General features: G+C 71.4%; 19 protein-coding genes and 2 riboswitches. Of the genes, 16 read left to right on the forward strand and 3 right to left on the reverse strand.

Going from position 1 to position 20,076, the window contains the following annotated elements; translation table 11 throughout:
• Positions 1 to 237: 237 nt before the first annotated feature.
• Positions 238 to 1,938 carry an ABC transporter ATP-binding protein gene (locus AC3A5Z_RS01780; RefSeq protein WP_487517694.1) on the reverse strand — a complete coding sequence of 567 codons (1,701 nt, stop codon included), beginning with the start codon at positions 1,936 to 1,938 and terminating at the stop codon, positions 238 to 240.
• 301 nt (positions 1,939 to 2,239) lie between these two features.
• On the opposite strand from AC3A5Z_RS01780, the gene AC3A5Z_RS01785 reads away from it, so the two are divergent.
• Positions 2,240 to 3,217: an aldo/keto reductase gene (locus tag AC3A5Z_RS01785; RefSeq protein ID WP_487517695.1), complete on the forward strand. Its 978-nt coding sequence runs from the start codon at positions 2,240 to 2,242 to the stop codon at positions 3,215 to 3,217.
• 83 nt (positions 3,218 to 3,300) lie between these two features.
• The gene (locus AC3A5Z_RS01790) at positions 3,301 to 4,500 is read left to right on the forward strand and encodes an NnrS family protein (RefSeq protein ID WP_487517696.1); all 1,200 of its coding nucleotides are present in this window, start codon (positions 3,301 to 3,303) and stop codon (positions 4,498 to 4,500) included.
• Here AC3A5Z_RS01790 and cobO read toward each other — a convergent pair.
• Positions 4,497 to 5,120 (reverse strand): cob(I)yrinic acid a,c-diamide adenosyltransferase, encoded by a 624-nt coding sequence (gene cobO, locus AC3A5Z_RS01795; RefSeq protein ID WP_487517697.1) that lies wholly within the window; start codon positions 5,118 to 5,120, stop codon positions 4,497 to 4,499. The two genes, AC3A5Z_RS01790 and cobO, sit on opposite strands and share 4 nt — an antisense overlap.
• Positions 5,121 to 5,155: 35 nt before the next feature.
• A riboswitch (cobalamin riboswitch) is annotated at positions 5,156 to 5,359 on the forward strand.
• Between the two features lie 102 nt (positions 5,360 to 5,461).
• Between cobO and AC3A5Z_RS01800 the strand changes: the two genes are divergently transcribed.
• The 6 genes from AC3A5Z_RS01800 to cobJ are packed head-to-tail and all read left to right on the forward strand — an operon-like array spanning position 5,462 to position 12,164.
• Positions 5,462 to 5,824, forward strand: coding sequence for a DUF1636 family protein (locus AC3A5Z_RS01800; protein WP_487517698.1), 363 nt, complete (start codon positions 5,462 to 5,464; stop codon positions 5,822 to 5,824).
• The gene (gene cobW, locus AC3A5Z_RS01805) at positions 5,821 to 6,855 is read left to right on the forward strand and encodes a cobalamin biosynthesis protein CobW (protein WP_487517699.1); all 1,035 of its coding nucleotides are present in this window, start codon (positions 5,821 to 5,823) and stop codon (positions 6,853 to 6,855) included. The genes AC3A5Z_RS01800 and cobW overlap by 4 nt, the downstream gene beginning before the upstream one ends.
• A 3-nt stretch (positions 6,856 to 6,858) precedes the next feature.
• Complete coding sequence (cobN, locus tag AC3A5Z_RS01810; protein ID WP_487517700.1) at positions 6,859 to 10,095, forward strand: cobaltochelatase subunit CobN; 3,237 nt, start codon at positions 6,859 to 6,861, stop codon at positions 10,093 to 10,095.
• On the forward strand, positions 10,082 to 10,708 hold the full coding sequence (locus AC3A5Z_RS01815; RefSeq protein WP_487517701.1) for a precorrin-8X methylmutase: 627 nt from the start codon (positions 10,082 to 10,084) through the stop codon (positions 10,706 to 10,708). Before cobN ends, AC3A5Z_RS01815 begins: the two co-directional genes overlap by 14 nt.
• Positions 10,708 to 11,436 (forward strand): precorrin-2 C(20)-methyltransferase, encoded by a 729-nt coding sequence (locus AC3A5Z_RS01820; RefSeq protein ID WP_181247715.1) that lies wholly within the window; start codon positions 10,708 to 10,710, stop codon positions 11,434 to 11,436. Before AC3A5Z_RS01815 ends, AC3A5Z_RS01820 begins: the two co-directional genes overlap by 1 nt.
• Positions 11,433 to 12,164 (forward strand): precorrin-3B C(17)-methyltransferase, encoded by a 732-nt coding sequence (gene cobJ / locus AC3A5Z_RS01825; RefSeq protein WP_487517702.1) that lies wholly within the window; start codon positions 11,433 to 11,435, stop codon positions 12,162 to 12,164. The genes AC3A5Z_RS01820 and cobJ overlap by 4 nt, the downstream gene beginning before the upstream one ends.
• On the opposite strand, the gene AC3A5Z_RS01830 is transcribed toward cobJ, so the two are convergent.
• On the reverse strand, positions 12,143 to 12,886 hold the full coding sequence (locus AC3A5Z_RS01830) for a cobalt-precorrin-6A reductase (RefSeq protein ID WP_487517703.1): 744 nt from the start codon (positions 12,884 to 12,886) through the stop codon (positions 12,143 to 12,145). The two genes, cobJ and AC3A5Z_RS01830, sit on opposite strands and share 22 nt — an antisense overlap.
• Here AC3A5Z_RS01830 and cbiE point away from each other — a divergent pair.
• From cbiE to AC3A5Z_RS01870, 8 genes are all read left to right on the forward strand, one after another.
• Positions 12,885 to 14,063, forward strand: a complete 1,179-nt coding sequence (gene cbiE / locus AC3A5Z_RS01835) for a precorrin-6y C5,15-methyltransferase (decarboxylating) subunit CbiE (RefSeq protein ID WP_487517704.1) — start codon at positions 12,885 to 12,887, stop codon at positions 14,061 to 14,063. The genes AC3A5Z_RS01830 and cbiE overlap by 2 nt on opposite strands.
• Positions 14,060 to 14,407, forward strand: a complete 348-nt coding sequence (locus tag AC3A5Z_RS01840; RefSeq protein WP_487517705.1) for a cobalamin biosynthesis protein — start codon at positions 14,060 to 14,062, stop codon at positions 14,405 to 14,407. The genes cbiE and AC3A5Z_RS01840 overlap by 4 nt, the downstream gene beginning before the upstream one ends.
• Positions 14,404 to 15,186, forward strand: a complete 783-nt coding sequence (gene cobM / locus AC3A5Z_RS01845; RefSeq protein WP_487517706.1) for a precorrin-4 C(11)-methyltransferase — start codon at positions 14,404 to 14,406, stop codon at positions 15,184 to 15,186. Before AC3A5Z_RS01840 ends, cobM begins: the two co-directional genes overlap by 4 nt.
• Positions 15,186 to 16,502 (forward strand): cobyrinic acid a,c-diamide synthase CobB, encoded by a 1,317-nt coding sequence (locus AC3A5Z_RS01850; protein WP_487517707.1) that lies wholly within the window; start codon positions 15,186 to 15,188, stop codon positions 16,500 to 16,502. Before cobM ends, AC3A5Z_RS01850 begins: the two co-directional genes overlap by 1 nt.
• Positions 16,499 to 17,227 carry a uroporphyrinogen-III C-methyltransferase gene (gene cobA / locus AC3A5Z_RS01855; RefSeq protein ID WP_487517708.1) on the forward strand — a complete coding sequence of 243 codons (729 nt, stop codon included), beginning with the start codon at positions 16,499 to 16,501 and terminating at the stop codon, positions 17,225 to 17,227. The genes AC3A5Z_RS01850 and cobA overlap by 4 nt, the downstream gene beginning before the upstream one ends.
• Before the next feature lie 20 nt (positions 17,228 to 17,247).
• A riboswitch (cobalamin riboswitch) is annotated at positions 17,248 to 17,469 on the forward strand.
• A 33-nt stretch (positions 17,470 to 17,502) separates the two neighbouring features.
• The gene (locus AC3A5Z_RS01860; protein ID WP_107665674.1) at positions 17,503 to 18,180 is read left to right on the forward strand and encodes an energy-coupling factor ABC transporter permease; all 678 of its coding nucleotides are present in this window, start codon (positions 17,503 to 17,505) and stop codon (positions 18,178 to 18,180) included.
• Positions 18,181 to 18,228: 48 nt separating this feature from the next.
• Positions 18,229 to 19,005 (forward strand): precorrin-6A synthase (deacetylating), encoded by a 777-nt coding sequence (cobF, locus tag AC3A5Z_RS01865; protein WP_487517709.1) that lies wholly within the window; start codon positions 18,229 to 18,231, stop codon positions 19,003 to 19,005.
• A gap of 110 nt (positions 19,006 to 19,115) precedes the next feature.
• Positions 19,116 to 20,012, forward strand: a complete 897-nt coding sequence (locus AC3A5Z_RS01870) for a helix-turn-helix domain-containing protein (protein ID WP_487517710.1) — start codon at positions 19,116 to 19,118, stop codon at positions 20,010 to 20,012.
• Positions 20,013 to 20,076 lie beyond the last annotated feature (64 nt).

Raw genomic sequence — 20,076 nt, forward strand, 5'->3', positions numbered from 1 at the left:
CCTCCGGATACGGGGTTGATTGTCTGGCGCAACCCCGGGTGCGCCGCCGTGTTCGCCTGCCGTCCGGGTCCGCAGGTCTGCGGCCCGCATGCCTAGTGAAAAAATGTTTTGCGGATCATGGCCGGTGCAGCGGGTCTCGGTGCGCCGGCCATGATCCGCTCAACGGGGCGACCCTGCATGTTCTCATGTTGACAATCAATCCCGCGCTATATGCGCACGAACGATTTCATCGGACTGTCACGCAGCCAACCGGGCATAGGCCCCGGCGCGAGCGATCAGCTCGTCATGCGCGCCGGTCTCGATGATCCGGCCCGCCTCCATCACCACGATCCGGTCGGCATTGCGGATCGTGCCCAGCCGGTGCGCGATCACCAGCGTGGTGCGGCCCTGCGACAGGGCCTCCAGCGCGCTCTGGATCTCGCGTTCGGTCTCGCGGTCGAGCGCCGAGGTCGCCTCGTCGAGGATCAGGATCGGCGGGTTCTTCAGGAAGGCCCGGGCGATGGCGACGCGCTGGCGCTGGCCGCCCGACAGCATCACCCCGCGCTCGCCCACCACCGTCTCCAGCCCCTCGGGCAGGCTGGCGATCAGCGGCCCGAGCTGCGCCCGCTCCGCCGCGCGGCGGATCTCCTCGGGCGAGGCCTCCAGCCTTCCATAGCCGATGTTCTCGCGCAGCGTGCCACCGAACAGGAAGACATCCTGCGACACGAGCCCGATCTGCCGCCGCAGGCTTTCCAGCGTATAGGCGCCGAGCGGCTGGCCATCGATCTGGATGCGACCCGCCGACGGGTCGTAGAACCGCGGCACCAGCGCCAGCAGCGAGGTCTTGCCCGCGCCCGAGGCTCCGACGAAGGCCACCGTCTCGCCCGCCGCCACCTCGAGCGAGATGTCGCGAAGCACCGGGCGGCCCGACTCGTAGCCGAAATCGACATGTTCGAAGCGGATGTCGCCACGCAGCGCCGGGGCGGGGATGGCCTCGGGCGCATCGGCGATCTCGGGCTCGATGGCCAGCAGCTCCAGATAGCGGCGGAACCCGGCGATGCCGCGGGGATAGGTCTCGATCACCGCGGCGATCTTGTCGATCGGCCGGAAGAACACGCCGACCAGCAGCAGGAAGCCGACGAAACCGCCAGTGGTCATGCTGCCCTCCAGCACGAAGGCGGCGCCCGCCACCATCACCACCACCTGCACCAGCCGCATGCCCATGTAGTTCAGCGCCGAGGAAGCCGCCATGACGCGATAGGCATCGAGCTTGGTGGCGCGGTAGCGGGCGTTGTCGGCGGCGAAAAGCGCGCGCTCGTGCCGCTCGTTGGCGAAGGCCTGCACCACGCGGATGCCGCCCAGCATCTCCTCCAGCCGCACGTTGAAGGCTCCGACGCGGGCATAGATCTCCTGCCAGGTCCGCGTCATCCGCCCGCCGTAGATGGTGACGATGCACACCGTGCCCGGCACCACCAGCGCGGTGATCAGCGCCAGCTGCGGATGGATCGACAGCATCAGGAAGAAGGCGCCGACGAAGGTCATCACCGCGATGAACAGATCCTCCGGCCCGTGATGCGCCACCTCGCCGATCTCCTCGAGATCGCGCGTCACACGGGCGACAAGCTTGCCGGTGCGGGCGCGGTCGAACCAGCGCCAGGACAGCCGCGTCAGATGGTCGAAAGCCCGGGCGCGCATCTCGGTCTCGATGTTGATCCCGAGCCGGTGTCCCCAGTAGATGACGATGGCCATCAGCCCGGCGTTGAGCATGTAGATCAACAGCAGCCCCACCGCCGCCAGCGCCGTCAGGTTCCAGTCGCCGGTCGGCAGCAGATGGTCGATGAAGCCGGTGACGGCCAGCGGGAAGGCCAGTTCCAAGAGGCCGGAGATCACGGCGCAGGTGAAATCGACCCAGAAGAGCAGGCGCCAGGGGCGGTAATAGGCAAAGAACTGGCGCAGCATCGGCGGCATCCTCGGGCAGGGGGCGTGGAGGCGGGGCGGGGCCCGGCTCCTGTGGCTATGCAGACCGCCGGAAAAGGCGGCTGAAATGGCTACGCTTTTTGTCGGCTTTAGGCCGCCGCGGATCGGCTGTCCACCCCCGTCGCGGAGCGCGCCGGACGGGACGCGGATTTTCTGCGAAAATCCTGAAGGGCACGGTTTCTGCGAAACCGCTGTGGATCTTTCGCAGAAAGTCCGGCAGCGTGGCAGACATTCCCGCGCGCGGCGGCTAGGCTGGCAGGACACTCGCAGGAAAGGACAGGATATGGACATTCGCACGCTGGGCGGGCTCGAGGTCTCGGCCCTCGGATTCGGCTGCATGGGCCTGAACGCCTCCTACGGCCAGCCGATGCCGCGGAACGAGGCGGTGGCGCTCCTGCGCGCGGCGCATGAGCGCGGCGTGACCTTCTTCGACACCGCCGAGGTCTATGGCCCCTTCACCAACGAGGAAATCGTCGGCGAGGCGCTGGCACCGATCCGCGACGCCGTGGTCATCGCCACCAAGTTCGGCCTCATCGGCGGCACGCCGGACAAGCGCGCCAACAGCCGCCCCGAGAATATCCGCGCCGTCTGCGAGGCCTCGCTGAAGCGGCTGCGCACCGACCGGATCGACCTGTTCTACCAGCACCGCGTCGATCCCGACGTGCCGATCGAGGAGGTGGCGGGCACGGTGGCCGCGCTGATCGCCGAAGGCAAGGTCAAGCATTTCGGCCTCTCCGAAGCGGGCGCCTCGACCATCCGCCGCGCCCATGCGGTGCAGCCGGTGGCGGCGCTGCAGAGCGAGTATTCGCTCTGGTGGCGCGAGCCGGAGGCGGAGATCCTGCCGGTGCTGGAAGAACTCGGCATCGGCTTCGTGCCCTTCAGCCCCTTGGGCCGCGGCTTCCTCACCGGGGCAATCGATGCCGCGACGCCCATCGCGCCCGGCGACTTCCGCGCCAAGCTGCCGCGGTTCTCGGAAGAGATGCGGCGGGCCAACCAGCGGCTGGTCGATCTTCTGGGCGAGATCGCCGGGCGGCTCGGGGCGACGCGGGCGCAGATCGCGCTGGCCTGGCTTCTGGCGCAGAAGCCCTGGATCGTGCCAATCCCCGGCACCACCAAGCTGCACCGTCTGGAGGAGAACCTCGGTGGGGCGGAGCTGCAGCTTTCGCCGCAGGAGCTGGGCGAGATCGGCGGTGTGCTGACGCAGATCGAGGTGCAGGGCGACCGTTATCCCGCCGAGATGATGGCCCAGATCGACCGCTGACGCGCAGGCCCGCCGCGGCCAGCCCCCTTGCGGGACGGGGCCGCGGCGGTCCATAGCAGGGCTGCCCAATCCGGACCCGCCCGATGACCCTCCCGAAGCGCCTCTCCGATCTCTGGCTCGCGCCGCACCGGCCGCTGTTCTTGGCGGCGGGGCTCTGGTCGGTGATCGCGCTTGTCTGGTGGCAATGGGGCGCGGTGCTCGGCCTGCCGTCGCCCGGCCTCGGCACGCCGGTGCACTGGCATGCGCATGAGATGCTGGCGGGCTTCGGCGGCGCCTCGATGGCGGCCTATTTCCTCACCGCCGTCACTGGCTGGACCGGGCGGCCCCCGGTAACGGGGCGGTTGCTGCAGGCCGTCGTCGCGCTCTGGTGTCTGGAGCGGCTGGCGATGGTCTGGGGCGACAGCCTGCCGCTGCCGCTGCTGGTGCTGCCCGGGATCGGCTATTTCGGGCTGGTGGCAGGGCTGCTCTACCACGACATCCTCGGCGCACGGGTCTGGGGCAAGCTCGGCTTTCCCTCGGCGGTCGTGGCGCTGGGGCTGGCGGATCTGCTCTTCGTGCTGGGGGCGCGCGACGGCACGCTGCCCTTCGACATGCAGGCGCTGACCCGCGCGCTCTGGATGTTCTTCGCCATCAAGGTTTCGGTGATCGGCGGCAAGATGCTGCCCGCCTTCACCGGCAACTGGCTCAAGCTGACCGGCAGGGGCCGCATGCCCCGGCAGAACCCGCTGGCCGACCGGCTGGGGCTCTTGCTGCTTTTCGCCGCCCTCGGCCTGACGCTCGCCGGGGTCGAGCGGGCCAGCGCCGTCGCGCTGATGCTGGCGGCGCTTGCCCAGCTCTGGCGCTTCGCCGGCTGGGCCAGCCTCACCGCGCTCGGCAACCCGCTGCTGGCGATGCTGCACCTGACCTTCCTCTGGCTGCCCGTCGGGCTGATGCTGGTCGGTCTCGCCCGGCTCTCCCCCGAGATCCTGCGCGAGGCCGATGCGGTGCATGCGCTGACCATGGGCGCGATGGGCGGGATGATCCTGTCGATCGCCGCCCGGGCGGCGGCGCGGCGTGACGGGCCGGCGCTGCGGGCCGGGCCGCCGTTGATCCTCGGCTACGCGCTAATCTGGCTCGCCACGGGCGCGCGGCTGGCGGTCGATGCGCTGCCCGACCACTACCCCGGGCTGATCGCCGGGGCGGCGACGCTCTGGACCCTCGGCTGGGCGCTGTTCCTGCTGGCCTTCCTGCCCACGGCGCTCGGGCCCGTCCTGCGTCCGATCTTCAGCGGGCCGAAGGCCTAGAACTCCACCCCGGCCTGCGCCTTGATGCCCGACCGGAACGGGTGCTTGACCAGCGTCATCTCGGTCACCAGATCCGCCGCCTCGATCAGCGTCTCGGCGGCGTTGCGGCCGGTCAGAACGACATGCGTCAGATGTGGCTTTTCGTCGCGCAGGAAGGCCAGCACCTCCTCCAGATCGAGATAGCCGTAGCGCAGCGCGATGTTGATCTCGTCCAGCAGCACCAGCCGGATCGACGGATCGCGGATCAGCTCCTTGGCCTTCTCCCAGCCCGCGCGGGCGGCGGCGATGTCGCGCGCCTTGTCCTGCGTCTCCCAAGTGAACCCTTCGCCCATGGCGTGAAACTGGCAGAGATCGGCGAAGTTTTCCGTGAGAAGCCGCCGCTCGCCCGTGTCCCAGGCCCCCTTGATGAACTGCACCACGGCGCAGGGCATGCCATGGGCAATGCAGCGCAGGATCATGCCGAAGCCGGAGGACGACTTGCCCTTGCCCGCCCCGGTGTGGACGATCACCAGACCCTTCTCGCCGCTCTTGCCCTCCATCATCCGGTCGCGGGCGGCCTTCTTCTTGGCCATCTTGCCGGCGTGGCGGTCGAGTTCGGCCTGTTCCGTGCTGTCGCTCATGCGGTGCTGCTCCTTGACATCGGGGAGGCTCCTGCGTCACATGCCCCCGTGTTGGTTCCTGTTTATGACAGGCGAAGAGGGAATGCGACAGGGCTTCGGCCCGAGGCGCAGCCGCCCCCGCGACCGTGACCGGAAAGGCCGCCCGAGGCCACTGACCGCAAGGTCGGGAAGGCGGGCGTCCGTTGGGTGAAGACCCAGGATCCGCAAGCCGGGAGACCTGCCAGCACAGAGACTTAACGGGCGGACGGGGTGTTCCGCGACCGGTGTGATGACGCGCCCGGCCCGCCCAGTCGTGTCTTCCATTGGCCCGGACCCCCCATGCCTTACGCAAAGGACCGGGGATGGCCGTCACGCTTCACGTCTGCACCACATGCCGTGCGGGAGAGCCCGTGCCCGAGGGCGCGCTGCCGCCCGGCGCACGGCTGCACGAGGCACTCTGCGCGGGCGAGGCGCCCGAGGGCGTGACCATCCGCCCGGTCGAATGCCTCTCCGCCTGCTCGCAGGGCTGCGCCGTGGCGCTCAGCGCGCCGGGCCGCTGGACCTATGTCTATGGCCGGCTGAACCCCGAGACCGACGCGCCCGCCATCCTTGCCGGGGCCGGCGCCTATGCCGGGGCCGCCGACGGCATCGTGCCCTGGCGCGAGCGACCCGAGATCTTCCGCAAACAATCCCTTGCCCGCATCCCGCCGCTGGAGGCCCCATGACCGCGCTCACCAAGATCCCCGTCACCGTCATCACCGGCTTTCTCGGCGCGGGAAAGACCACGCTGATCCGGCACCTGATGGCCAATCCGCAAGGCAAACGGCTGGCGATCCTCGTCAACGAGTTCGGCACTGTCGGGGTAGACGGCGACATCCTGAAAAGCTGCGCCGACGAGTCCTGCCCGGTGGAGAACATCGTCGAGCTGGCCAATGGCTGCATCTGCTGCACCGTGGCCGATGATTTCATCCCGACGATCGAGGCGCTGATGGCCCTGCCGCAGCGCCCCGACCACATCCTGATCGAGACCTCGGGCCTCGCCCTGCCGAAGCCCTTGCTGAAGGCCTTCGATTGGCCGGCGATCCGGTCGCGCATCACCGTCGACGGGGTGATCGCCGTGGCCGATGCCGAGGCCGTGGCGGCTGGCCGCTTCGCCCCCGATGTTGCGGCGGTCGAGGCGCAGCGCGCGGCGGATGACAGTCTCGACCACGAGACCCCGCTTTCGGAGGTCTTCGAGGACCAGATCTGCTGCGCCGACATCATCCTTCTGTCCAAGGCCGATCTGGCGGGCGACGCCGGGCTGGCCGAGGCGCGGGCGCTGATCGCCGCCGAAACCCCGCGCGAGGTGCCGATGCTGGCGATGACCGACGGGGTGATCGACCCGCGGGTGATCCTCGGGCTCGGCGCGGCGGCGGAGGACGATCTGGCGGCGCGGCCCTCGCATCATGACGGCGCCGACGATCACGAGCATGACGATTTCGACTCGGTGGTGATCGCGCTGCCGGAACTGACCGACCCCGAGGTGCTGAGCGCCGCCATCGTCCGTCTGGCGCGCGAGCAGCATATCCTGCGGGTGAAGGGCCATGTCGCCGTGACCGGCAAGCCGATGCGGCTTCTGGTGCAGGCGGTGGGCGAGCGGGTGCGGATGCAGTTTGACCGGCCCTGGGGCGCGGAGCCGCGCCAGTCGCGCCTCGTGGTCATCGCCGAGCATCACCACATCGACGAAGCCGCGATCAGCGCCGTTCTGGGGGCCTGACGGGTGCATCTGGTCTTCCGCGAAAGCCATGGTCTGGAAGAGGCGGAGACGCCCTTCGATCCGGGGCAGGACCCGGCGGATCTGGTCGTGCTGTCCTTCTCCGACAGCGACCTCGGGGCTTTCTCGGCGGGCTGGCACCGGGCGAAGGGCGCGCTGCCCTCGCTCCGGCTCGCCAATCTGGTGGCGCTGCGTCATCCCCTCTCGGTCGACACCTATGCCGAGCGCACGCTGGGCGGCGCCAAGGCCGTGCTGGTGCGGGTGATCGGCGGCGAGGATTACTGGGCCTATGGGCTCGCCACCCTGCAGGATCTGGCGCGGCGGCAGGGTATCGCACTTGCCGTGCTGCCGGCCGACGGGCGCGAGGATGCGCGGCTCGACCGGCTCTCCACCCTGCCGGTCTCGACCCTGCGGCGGCTGACGGCGCTCTGCGACGCGGGCGGGGCGGTGGCGGCGCAGGCGGCGCTGGCGCAGCTGGCGCTGGCGGCGGGGCTCTATGCCGGGCCGGTGATCGGCGCCAAGACCGTGCCCGACATGGGCTTCTACGACCCCGAGCGCGGCGTGATCCCGGCGCCGGAAAGCGCAGGGGTGCTGGTCAGCTTTTACCGCTCCTATCTGACGGCGGGCGACACCGCGCCGGTGGACGCGCTGATCGCGGCGCTGCGGCAGGCGGGCTTTGCCGCGCATGGCGTCTTCGCGCCCTCGCTGAAGAGCCCGGGCCTTGCCGACTGGCTCGCGCCGCATCTCCGCGCGCATCCGCCTCTGGCCATCGTCAACGCCACCGCCTTCTCGGCGCAGGGGCCCGACGGCACGACCCCCTTCGAGACGGCGGATTGCCCCGTGTTCCAGGTCGCGCTCTCCACCGCGCGGCGGCGGGAATGGGCGGTCTCCGACCGTGGCCTCTCGCCCGCCGATCTCGCCATGCATGTCGTGCTGCCCGAGGTCGACGGCCGGCTCTTCGCCGGGGTGGTCAGCTTCAAGTCGCCGGGCAAGCGCGACCCGGCGCTGCAGTTCAACCTCTTCGCCCACCGCCCCGACGCCGCCCGCATCGAGGCCGTGGTGGCGCGGGTGAGCGCCTGGGACCGCCTGCGCCGGACGCCGGTCGGGAACCGCGATCTGGCGCTGGTGCTTTCCACCTATCCCGGCAAGGGCTGGCAGATGGCCCATGCCGTCGGGCTCGACGCGTTGGCCTCGACCGAGGCGGTGCTGGAGGATCTGGCGGACGCGAACTATGCCATCGATCCCGGTGCGCCGCTGGAGAGCCTGCAGCACAGTTTCCAAAGCTGGCCGCTCGACGCCTATCGCACCGCGCTGGCCAGCCTGCCGCCGGAACTGCAGGCCGATCTTCACGACACATGGGGTGCGCCCGAGGCTGACCCCGCCTGCCGTGAAAATGCTTTTCATTTTGCCGCGCTGCGCCGGGGCAAGGCGCTGGTCGCACTGCAGCCCGAGCGCGGCGAGGCGCTGACCCGCGACGGCGACTACCACGACCTGACGCGCACGCCGCGCCACGGCTATGTCGCCTTCTACCTCTGGCTTCGCGCGCAGGCGCCGCAGGCGCTGATCCACATGGGGGCGCATGGCACGCTGGAATGGCTGCCGGGCAAGGCGGTGGCGCTTTCCGGCGCCTGCTGGCCCGAGGCGCTGATCGGCGCGACCCCGGTGATCTATCCCTTCATCGTCAACGACCCCGGCGAGGCGGCGCAGGCCAAGCGGCGCATCGGCGCGCTGACTCTGGGCCACCTGCCGCCCCCTCTGGCCGAGGCCGGGATGCCGGAGACGCTGGCCGGGCTGGAGCGGCTGCTGGATGAATATTCCACCGCCGACGGGCTCGACCCCGCGCGCCGCGGCCGGCTGATCGGCGCGATCCGCGACGAGGCCCGGGCGCGGGGCGTCGAGGACGATCTGGGCATCCCGCCCGGCGCCTCCGCCGCCGAGGCCATCGTGCGGATTGACCGTTTCGTCTGCGACATCAAGGAAAGCCGCTTCGGCGTCGGCCTGCATGTCTTCGGGCGCGGCGACTGCGGCGAGGCGGAGCGCGACGGGCTCTTGTCGGCGCTCTCCGGCTGCCGTGTCCGGCCTGGTCCCGCCGGCTCGCCGCAGCGCCGGGCCGATGTGCTGCCGACCGGGCGCAACCTCTTCAGCGTCGATCCCCGCGCCGTGCCGAGCCGCGCCGCCCATGCGCAGGGCGTGAAGCTGGCCGAAGAGCTGATCCGCCGCCACCTGCAGGACCATGGCGACTACCCGCGCGGGCTGGTCATAGATCTGTGGGGCTCGGCCTCGATGCGGACGGCGGGCGAGGAATTCGCCATGGCGCTGCATCTGGCCGGCCTTGCCCCGCGCTGGGACGAGGGCTCGGCCCGGGTGGCGGGCTTCGAGGTGATCCCGCTCGCCCTTCTGGGCCGGCCGCGCATCGACCTGACGCTGCGGGTCTCCGGCCTGTTCCGCGACATCTTCCCCGGTCTCGCCCAACTCTTCGAAGCCGGGGCCGAGGCGCTGGCCGAGCGGGAAGAGCCGCCGGAGGACAATCCCTACCGCCAGCGCGCCGCCCGGGTCTTCGGCCCGAAACCGGGGATGTTCGGCCTCGGCATGGGCTCGGCGCTGGAGGAATTCACCGAAGGCGCGCGACTGGCGGCGGGCGAGGCATGGCTTGCCGCCTCGAGCTGGGCCATCGGCAAGGACGGTCAGTCGCGGCAGGACCGCCCCGGCCTCGAGGCGCGGGTGCTGGCCGCCGACAGTTTCGTGCACCCGCAGGATCTGGCGGAATCCGACCTGCTGCTGGCCGCCGACTATGCCGCGCATGAGGCGGGCTTCGCCGCCGCCGTCGCCAGACTGGGCGGCGAGGCCCCCGCGCTCTACCATCTCGACACGACGCAGGCGACCCCGCGCGCCCGCTCGCTCACCGAAGAGATCGCCCGCACCGTCCGCGCCCGCGCCGCCAACCCCGACTGGGCGACGGGCATGATGCGGCACGGCTTCCGCGGCGCCGCCGAGATCGCCGCGACGCTCGATCACATGGCGGCCTTCGCGCATCTGGCGCAGGTGGTGCCGGCCCATCTCTTCGACCTCTATCACGAGGCGACGCTGGGCCGCCCCGATCTCGTGGCCTTCCTCGCCGAGGCCAATCCGCAGGCGCTCGAGGCGCTGCGCTCCTGTTTCCGGCGCCTGCATGACGCGGGCCTCTGGACCCCCCGCCGCAATTCCATCGCCGCCCTGCTGGAGAGTTCCGATGCATCACTATGAAACCGACGGGGCCGCGATCTACCGCCAATCCTTCGCCATGATCCGCGCCGAGGCCGACCTCGCCCGCTTCACGCCGGAAGAGGAGATCGTCGCCGTCCGCATGATCCACGCCGCCGGCATGGTCGGGCTGGAGGCGCATGTCGCCTTCTCGCCCGGCATGGCCATCGCCGCCCGCGCGGCGCTGGAGGCGGGGGCGCCGATCCTCTGCGACGCGCGCATGGTGAGCGAGGGCATCACCCGCAGCCGCCTGCCCGCCGACAATGCGGTGATCTGCACGCTGCACGATCCCTCCGTGCCGGAGCTGGCCAAAGCGATGGCCAACACCCGCTCGGCGGCGGCGCTGGAGCTGTGGCGGCCGCACCTGGCGGGAGCGGTGGTCGCCATCGGCAACGCGCCGACGGCGCTCTTCCACCTTCTGAACATGCTCGAAGACCCCGACTGTCCGCGCCCGGCCGCGATCATCGGCTGCCCGGTGGGCTTCGTCGGCGCCGCCGAGTCGAAGGCCGCGCTGATGGAGGCCCCGCCGGTGCCGTCGCTGGCCGTTCTGGGCCGGCTCGGCGGTTCGGCGATCACCGTGGCCGCGGTCAACGCGCTCGCCTGCCGGAGGGAATGATGGGACGTGTGATCTGCGCGGGGCTCGGCCCCGGCGACCCCGACCTGATGAGCCTGCGCGCCGCCCGCGCCATCGGGCAGGCGACGCATGTCGCCTATTTCCGCAAGGCCGGGCGGGCCGGCCAGGCGCGCGCCATCGTCGAGGGCATGCTGCGCGGCGATGCGGTGGAACTGCCGATGGAATATCCGGTCACCACCGAGATCCCCTTCGCCAGCCCCGACTACACCAACGCCCTCGCCCGCTTCTACGACGACTGGGCGGCCCGGCTGACCCAGCTGGTCGAGACGACGGATGTGCTGGTGCTCTGCGAGGGGGATCCCTTCTTCTACGGCTCCTTCATGCATCTGCACAGCCGCCTGCAGGGCCGCGTCCCGGTCGAGGTGATCCCCGGCATCACCGGCATGACCGGCTGCTGGACCGCGACCGGCCAGCCGATCACCTGGGGCGACGATGTGCTGACCGTGCTGATGGGCACGCTGCCCGAGGAGGATCTGGTGCGCCACATGGGCACGGCGGATGCGCTGGTGGTGATGAAGACCGGACGCAACCTGCCCAAGATCCGCCGCGCCCTAGCCAGCGCCGGTCGGCTCGATCAGGCCTGGCTGGTGGAGCGCGGCACCATGCCGGGGCAGCGCGTGGCGATGCTGGCCGAGGCGCCGGAGGACTGCCCGTATTTCGCCATCGTGCTGGTCCACGGTCAGGGCCGCCGCCCGGAGATCGCGGAGTGAGCGGCTGGCTGGTCATCGCCGGTCTCGGCCCGGGCGACGAGGCGCTGGTGACGCCGGAAGTCACGAACGCCGTGGCCGAAGCGACGGATATCGTCGGTTACATCCCCTATGTCGCCCGCATCCCGGCGCGTCCGGGCCTGACGCTGCATCCTTCCGACAACCGGGTGGAGCTGGACCGCGCGCGGCACGCGCTGCAGATGGCGGCCGAGGGGCGGCGGGTCGTCGTGGTCTCCTCCGGCGATCCGGGGGTCTTCGCCATGGCCTCGGCAGTGTTCGAGGCGCTGGAGGGTGCGCCCCTCTGGCAGGAACTGGACATCCGGGTGCTGCCCGGCATCACCGCGATGCTGGCGGCGGCGGCGCGGGCCGGGGCGCCCTTGGGCCACGACTTCTGCGCCATCAACCTGTCCGACAATCTCAAGCCCTGGGCGGTGATCGAGACCCGGCTGCGCCTCGCCGCGCAGGCCGATTTCGCCATGGCCTTCTACAACCCGCGCTCGGCCAGCCGCCCCGAAGGCTTCGCCCGCGTGCTGGAGATCCTGCGCGAGGAATGCGCGCCGGAGCGGCTCATCACCTTCGCCCGCGCCGTCTCCACCCCCGAGGAACGGCTGCAGACGGTGACGCTGGCCGAGGCGCGGCCCGAGATGGCCGACATGCGCACCATGGTGATCGTCGGCAACTCCGCCACCCGTCGGGTCGGACGCTGGGTCTACACCCCAAGGCGGGCCTGATGCAGCCAGTCCAGCACCTCGGCCACGGTCTCGACGCTTGCCCGCTCCGGCAGGGCGGGGCGGTCGATGAGGATCACCGGGATCCGCCGTTGCCGCGCCGCCTCGAGCTTGGCCCGCGCCCCCTCGCCGCCGGAGTTCTTGGCGACGATCAGCCCGATGTCCTGCGCCGCGAGAAGGGCGAGGTCGCCCTCAAAGGTGAAAGGCCCGCGGGCGATCACCGCCTCGGCCTTGGGCAGCGGCAGGGCGGGCGGCGGATCGACGAGGCGCAGCAGGTAATGGTGCTGCGGCTTCGTGGCGAAGGCCTGCAGGTGCTGCCGTCCGATGGCGAGGAAGATCCGGCCCGGCGCCTCGGGCAGGGCGGCGACGGCGGCGTCGAGATCGGGCACGCTGGTCCAGCGGTCGCCGTCGCCCGCCACCCAGGGCTTGCGCTCCAGCGCCAGCAGCGGGATGCCGGTCGCGGCGCAGGCCTCCGCCGCGTTCCGGCTCATCCCGGCGGCGAAGGGGTGGGTTGCGTCGATCACATGGCTGATCCGCTCCGCCCGCAGATACTCCGCCAGCCCCGCTGCGCCGCCGAAGCCGCCGATCCGCGTCGGCAGCGGCTGGGCCACCGGCGCGTCGGTGCGCCCGGCATAGGAGAATACGGCGTTTACCCCCGCCACGGCCAGCGCATGGGCCAGCTGGGTGGCCTCGGTGGTGCCGCCAAGGATGAGGGGGTGAAGCATGGCTGAGCCCTGGCTGTCGATCATCGGTCTGGGCGAAGATGGCCTGTCCGGTCTCTCCGCCGCAAGCCGCAAAGCGCTGGACGAGGCCGAGCTGGTCTTCGGCGGGCCGCGGCATCTTGCGCTGGCGGGTGGGCGTGGCCGCGACTGGCCGGTGCCCTTCTCGGTCGCGCCGGTGTTGGCCTGCCGGGGGCAGCGGGTGGCGGTGCTCGCCTCGGGCGATCCGTTCTGGCACGGCGCGGGCGGCAGTCTCGCGGCGCATCTTGCGCCGGGCGAATGGCGCGCCTTCCCGGCGCCCTCCACCTTCTCGCTGGCGGCTTCCCGGCTGGGCTGGCGGCTGGAAGAGGTGCTTTGCCTGGGTCTCCACGCCGCGCCCCTGACCCGGCTGCGCCCGCTGCTCGGGCAGGGGGTGCGGGCGATCTGCCTCCTGCGCGACGGCGCCGCCCCGGCCGAGCTTGCCGCATGGCTCACGGCGCAGGGCTTCGGCGCTTCCCGGCTGACAGTGCTCGAATGCCTCGGCGGCCCGCGCGAGCGCATCCGGCAGGCCGAAGCCGCGTCCTTCGGGATTTCCGACAGTCAGGCGCCCGTCGCCGTGGCGATCGAGGCGGTCGGCCACGGCCTGCCGCGCGCCTCCGGCTTGCCGGATGCGCTCTTCGAGCATGACGGCCAGATCACCAAGCGCCCGGTGCGCGCGCTGACGCTCTCCGCCCTCGCCCCCCGCCCGGGCGAGCTTCTGTGGGATATCGGCACGGGTTCCGGCTCGGTCTCGATCGAATGGCTGCTGGCCGCGCCCGGATCGCTCGCGGTCGGGCTGGAGGCCGATGCCGCCCGCGCGGCGAGGGCGCGCGCGAATGCCGAAGGTTTCGGCCTCGGCCACCGTTTCACGCTGCACGAGGCGCGCGCGCCGCAAGGGCTCGACGGCCTGCCGCGCCCCGATGCGGTCTTCATCGGCGGCGGCGCGTCGGAGCCGCTTCTGCAGGCGCTCTGGGACAGGATGCCCGACGGCTGCCGTCTGGTCGCCAATGCCGTGACGCTCGAGACCGAGGCGCTGCTGGCGCTCTGGTCGGAGCGGAAGGGCGGCAGCCTGCTCAGGATCGAACTGGCCGAGGCCATGCCTTTGGGCCGCAAGCGCGGCTGGCGCGCGGCCTTGCCGGTGGTGCAGTGGAGCGTGGTGCGATGAGGGTGGCGGGGATCGGCTTCAACAGCCGCGCGACGGTCGCCTCGATCCGCGACGCGCTGGCGCAGGCCGGCGGCGCCGAGGCTCTGGCGACGGCGGAGACCAAAGCGGCGGCGCTGCGCGGCCTCGCGCCCGGCCTGCCGGTACGGGGCATCGCCCCCGACGATCTCGCGCGCCAGCCGGTGCTCACCCGCTCGGCCCGGGTGGCGGCGCTCTATGGCACGGGCTCGCTGGCCGAGGCGGCGGCGCTGGCGGCGGCGGGGCCGGGGGCGCGGCTTCTGGGGCCGCGGGTGACTTCAGCCGATGGCAGGGCCACGGCGGCAATTGCGGAAGGACGGGACGAATGACGGTGCATTTCATCGGGGCGGGGCCGGGAGCGCCCGACCTTCTGACCCTGCGCGGGCGCGACCTGATCGCTGCCTCGCCGGTCTGTCTCTATGCGGGCTCGCTTGTGCCCGAGGCGGTGCTGGCGCATTGCCCGCCCGGCGCCCGCATCGTCAACACCGCGCCCCTGTCGCTCGACGCCATCATCGACGAGATCGCCGCCGCCCATGCGCGCGGCGAGGATGTGGCGCGGCTGCATTCCGGCGATCTCTCGGTCTGGTCGGCGATGGGCGAGCAGCTGCGGCGGCTGCGCGCGCTCGGCATCCCCTATGACGTGACCCCCGGCGTGCCCTCCTTCGCGGCGGCGGCGGCGACGCTGGGGGCGGAGCTGACCCTGCCCGGCATCGGGCAATCGGTGGTGCTGACCCGCACCTCCGGCCGGGCCAGCGCCATGCCGGAGGGCGAGCGGCTGGCCGCCTTCGCCGCCACCGGGGCGACGCTGGCGATCCATCTCTCGGTGCATGTGCTGGAGACGGTCGTGGCCGAGCTGACCCCGCATTACGGCGCCGATTGCCCGGTCGCGGTGGTCTGGCGCGCCAGCTGGCCCGACGAGCGGGTGGTGCGCGCCACGCTGGGCTCGCTCGCGACCGAGGTCGGCGCCGAGATGGAGCGCACGGCGCTGATCCTTGTGGGACGGGCGCTGGGGCAGGAGGGCTTCGACGAGAGCCGGCTCTATGCCGGCGACTACGACCGCCGCTACCGCCCGGTCGGCACCGCGCCGCGCTTTCCGGAGTCGGCGTGATGCCCGCAGGCCTGATGATCGCGGCGCCCGCCTCCGGGGCGGGCAAGACCACGGTGATGCTCGGCCTTTGCCGGGCGTTCCGCGATCGCGGGCTCAGGGTGCAGCCGTTCAAGAGCGGCCCGGATTTCATCGACCCCGCCTTCCACACCGCGGCGACCGGGCAGGTCTCGGTCAATCTCGACAGCTGGGCGATGACGCCGGCGCGGATCGCCGGGCTCGCCTCGCGCGCGGCGGGGGCCGATCTGGTGCTGGCCGAGGGCTCGATGGGGTTGTTCGACGGTGTGGCCGTGCCGGGCGAGACCGGCAGCGGCGCCAGCGCCGATGTCGCCGCGGCGATGGGCTGGCCGGTGGTGCTGGTGGTCGATGTCTCTGGCCAGGCGCAGACGGCGGCGGCGGTGGCTTCGGGGCTTGCCGGCTTCCGTCCGGGTGTGCGCGTTGCGGGGGTGGTCCTGAACCGCGTGGCCAGCCCCCGGCACGAGGCGCTGGTGTGCGCCGGCATGGCCGGGGCCGGGATCACCGTCTTCGGCGCGCTGCCCCGGCTGGCGAGCATCGCCCTGCCGGAACGGCATCTGGGGCTGGTGCAGGCGGGCGAGCATCCGGCGCTGGAGCGGCTGATGACCGAGGCCGCCGCGTTGATGGCGGAGCGGGTCGATCTCGACGCGCTGCTGCGGGCGGCGGCGGGCGGGCAGCGCGAGGCTGCGCCGGAAGCGGCGATGCCGCCGCCGGGCCAGCGGATCGCGCTGGCGCAGGATGCGGCCTTCAGCTTCGCCTATCCGCATCTGGTGCAGGGCTGGCGCGCGGCGGGGGCCGAGATCCTGCCCTTCTCGCCCTTGGCCGACGAGGCCCCCGACGACAGCGCCGATGTCTGCTGGCTGCCTGGCGGCTACCCCGAGCTGAACGCGGGCCGTCTGGCGGCGGCGAGCGGCTTTCGCACGGGGATCAGGCGCTTTGCCGAAACGCGGCCGGTGCATGGCGAATGCGGCGGCTACATGGTGATGGGCGAGACGCTGGTCGATGCCGAGGGCGTGGCCCATCCGATGACCGGGCTCTTGGGGCTCGTGACCTCCTTCCAGAAGCGCAAGATGCATCTTGGCTACCGGCTGGCCGAGCTTGCCGCACCGATCCCGGGACAGGGCGCGCGGCTCCGGGGCCACGAGTTCCACTATTCCACCATCCTCGAGCAGCCCGACGCCCCGCTGGCCCGCGTCAGCGATGCGGCGGGGCAGGCGGTGCCCGAGACCGGCTCGCTCAGGCGGCAGGCGGGCGGCGGGCTGTCCACCGGAACCTTTTTTCATCTGATCGCAGAGGCGACATGACCGGCTTCGTATCCTTCGTTTCCTCCGGTCCCGGCGACCCCGAACTGCTGACGCTGAAGGCGGTGTCGCGCCTGCAAACCGCCGATGCGGTGCTGTTCGACGATCTCTCCTCCGGCCCGATCCTCGCTCATGCGCGCGAGGGGGCCGATCTGGTGGGGGTCGGCAAGCGGGCCGGGCGGGCTTCGCCGAAGCAGGATCACGTCAGCCGTCTGCTGGTCGATTACGCCCTGACCGGGGCGCGGGTGGTGCGGCTGAAATCCGGCGATGCGGGCATCTTCGGCCGGCTGGAGGAGGAGATCACCGCGCTCGAAGCCGCAGGCATCGGCTATGAGATCATCCCCGGCGTGCCCTCGGCCTGCGCCGCCGCCGCCTTCGCGGGCATCCCGCTGACCCGCCGCCTGACCGCGCGGCGGGTGCAGTTCGTCACCGGCGCCGATGTGACGGGCGAATTGCCGCGGCTGAACATGCAGGCGCTGGCCGACCCCGAGGCGACCACCGTCGTCTTCATGGGCAAGCGCACGTTCCCGGCCCTGGCCGCGTCGTTGATCGCCGCGGGCCTGCCGCCCGATACCCCGGCTTTGCTGGCGGAATCCGTCAGCCACGCCGATCAGACCCTTACCCGCAGCACCATCGCCGCCCTCGCCGCCCAGCTGGCCGGCGGCAGCGGCAGCTCGCCCGCGCTGATCCTCTACGGCCCCTTGGCCGGGGAGTCCGATCATGCTTGACGCAGCGGCAAGGATGGTGTCGGAGTTCAGCTCTGCATGGTGTTCCGTCAGGTGCAAAGCACCGGAACTCAATCGGGAATGGGGAGGGGCGGACCAATTTGCGGCGCCCCGGACCCAGCCGCCCCCGCGACTGTCAGCGGCGAGCGGGTCTTCACCTCTGGTCACTGGGCGACAAGCCCGGGAAGGCCGAAGACCCGCCCAGACCCGCCAGCCAGGATACCGGCCCTGCAGGCAACCGAAACCGCCGTCGGGTGTGACGGCCTGGAGTCACTGACATGCATATCGAAGAGGGCGTCGTCACCGGCGCCAAGATCCTCCTGAGCTACGGCACCGCCGCGGCGGCCGGAGGCTATGCCCTGAAACTCGCCTGGGAGGCCGCGCGCGAAAAGGGGTTGGCCTCGCTCGCTGCCCGCTCCGTGCTGGCCACCGGCCTCGTCTTCTCGTTCTTCGAGATCCTGCCGCATTACCCGGTCGGCGTCTCCGAGGTTCACCTGATCCTCGGCTCGACCCTGTTCCTGATCCTCGGAGCCGCCCCCGCCGCCATCGGACTGGCATTGGGCCTGCTGGTCCAAGGCCTGTTCTTCGCGCCCTTCGACCTGCCGCAATACGGCATGAACGTGACCACGCTCCTGGTGCCGCTGTTCGGCCTGACCGCCCTCGCGCACAAGGTCATCCCGCGCGAGACGGCCTATGTCGATCTTGGCTACCTGCAGGTCCTGTCGCTGTCGGTCGCCTATCAGGGCGGCGTGGTGGCCTGGGTCGGGTTCTGGGCGCTCTACGGCCACGGCTTCGAGGCGGGCAACCTTGCCGCCATCGGCAGCTTCGGCGCGGCCTACATGCTCGTCGTGCTGATCGAGCCCCTGGTCGATCTCGCGGTGCTGGGCGCGGCCAAGGGCGCGCGCGGTCTGGCGAAATCCGGCCTCTTCACCCACCGGCTGCACCACGCGGCCTGACCCTTCGCGCGGCTCCCGCAGGGGGGCCGCGCCACATTGGACGACAGAATGATCCAGCTCTCCCTCATCGGCATCGGCACCGGCAACCCCGAGCATCTGACGCTGCAGGCGATCCGCGCGCTCAATGCCGCCGATCTGGTGCTGATCCCGCGCAAGGGGGCCGACAAGGCCGATCTCGCCGGGCTGCGTCGCACCATCTGCGCCGAGGTGCTGACCAACCCCGCCACGCATTTGGCGGAGTTCGACCTGCCGGTGCGGGCCGAGACCGGCGATTATCGCGGCCGGGTGGACGACTGGCACGACGCCATCGCCGCCTGCTGGGAGACCGCGATCCGCGACGGGCTGGGCACGGCGGGCCGGGTGGCGCTGCTGATCTGGGGCGATCCCTCGCTCTACGACAGCAGCCTGCGCATCGCCGCGCGGGTGGACCGCAGTCTGCCGCTCGAAGTGTCGGTTGTGCCGGGCATCACCTCGATGCAGGCGCTGGCCGCCGCCCATGCCATCGCCCTGAACGAGATCGGCGCGCCCTTCCTCGTGACGACGGGTCGGCAGATCCGCGACCACGGCTGGCCTGCCGGCGTCGACACGCTGGTGGTGATGCTGGACGGCGGCTGCGCCTTCCGGACGCTCGACCCGGCCGGGGTGACGATCTGGTGGGGCGCCTATGTCGGCATGGCCGAGGAGGTCGTGCTCTCGGGGCCGCTGGCCGAGGCCGGGCCGCGGATCCTTGCCCTGCGGGAGCGCGAACGGGCGCGGCACGGCTGGATCATGGACATCTATGTGCTGAGACGCGGCATAACCGCCGACGGCCCGGCGCCGGCCTGACCCTCGGGCGCCCGCGGCTTGACAGCCGCCGCGCAACTGCGCAGAGAGGGGGCAGTCAGCACGTGCCCCGCACGGCCAGCCATCCCCTCGCCCCAAGCCGGACCAGAGCGATGGCTTTCCGCCCGAACATGACCTGTTTCACCCAAGGCATCCGCCCGACCGCGCCGCTGTCATGGCGTGCGGCGCATGGCATGGTGGCCGATCTCTGGCATGCCGAGGCCGAGGCGGGCGGCTCGGGGCGCTATCTCTCGCCCGATCCGCGCGTCGTCGTCTTCCTCGACGAGGGTGCCGAGGCGGTGGAGCTGCACCCCGGCCCCGTGGCGACGCCGGGCGCGGTGGCGCGGGTGCTCTATGTCCCCGCCGGGATGCCGCTTCGCTCGCGCATCGGGCGGGGCTGCCGCCTCAGCCATCTCGACCTGCATTTCGACATCCGCGCGCTGCAGGGGCGGCTGGGCGAGGCGGCGGGGCAGGCCGATCTGGCGCAGCCGCTGTTTCTGACCGACCAGCCGCGCGTCATCGGTCTCGCCCGGATGATCGCCGAAGAGACCACCGCGCCGAGCCGCCATCCGCAGATGTTCGACGCGCTGGTGCAGGCGCTGCTGATCGACCTCTTCGCCCTGCCGGCCGAGGTCGCCGAAACCGCGCAGGGCGGGCTCACCCCGCATCAGATGCGCCAGCTTGCCGGGTTCATGGCGGCGCGGCTGCATCTGCGCGTCAGCGTGGCGGATCTGGCCGAGGTCGTCGGCCTGTCGGAAAGCTGGTTCGCCCATGCCTTCAAGAAGACTGCCGGCACCACCCCGCACCGCTGGCAGATGGAGCTGCGGATGCAGCGCGTGCGGCAGATGCTGGTCGAACCCGCCGAGACTCTGGCCAATGTCGCCGCCGCTACTGGCTTTGCCGATCAGGCGCATCTGAGCCGCGCCTTCCGCAACGCCAGCGGCACCACCCCGTCGGACTGGCGCAGGCGCGCTTTGCAGGGGAATCTTGCAAGCGACGACAGGAAGTGACAAGACCCGCGCCGATGGCTGAGTTAAACGCTCAGGAAATATCTGTCTCTTGTCGGGAATCGTC

The organism is Cereibacter sp. Soil_C_27 (genome assembly GCF_057657095.1).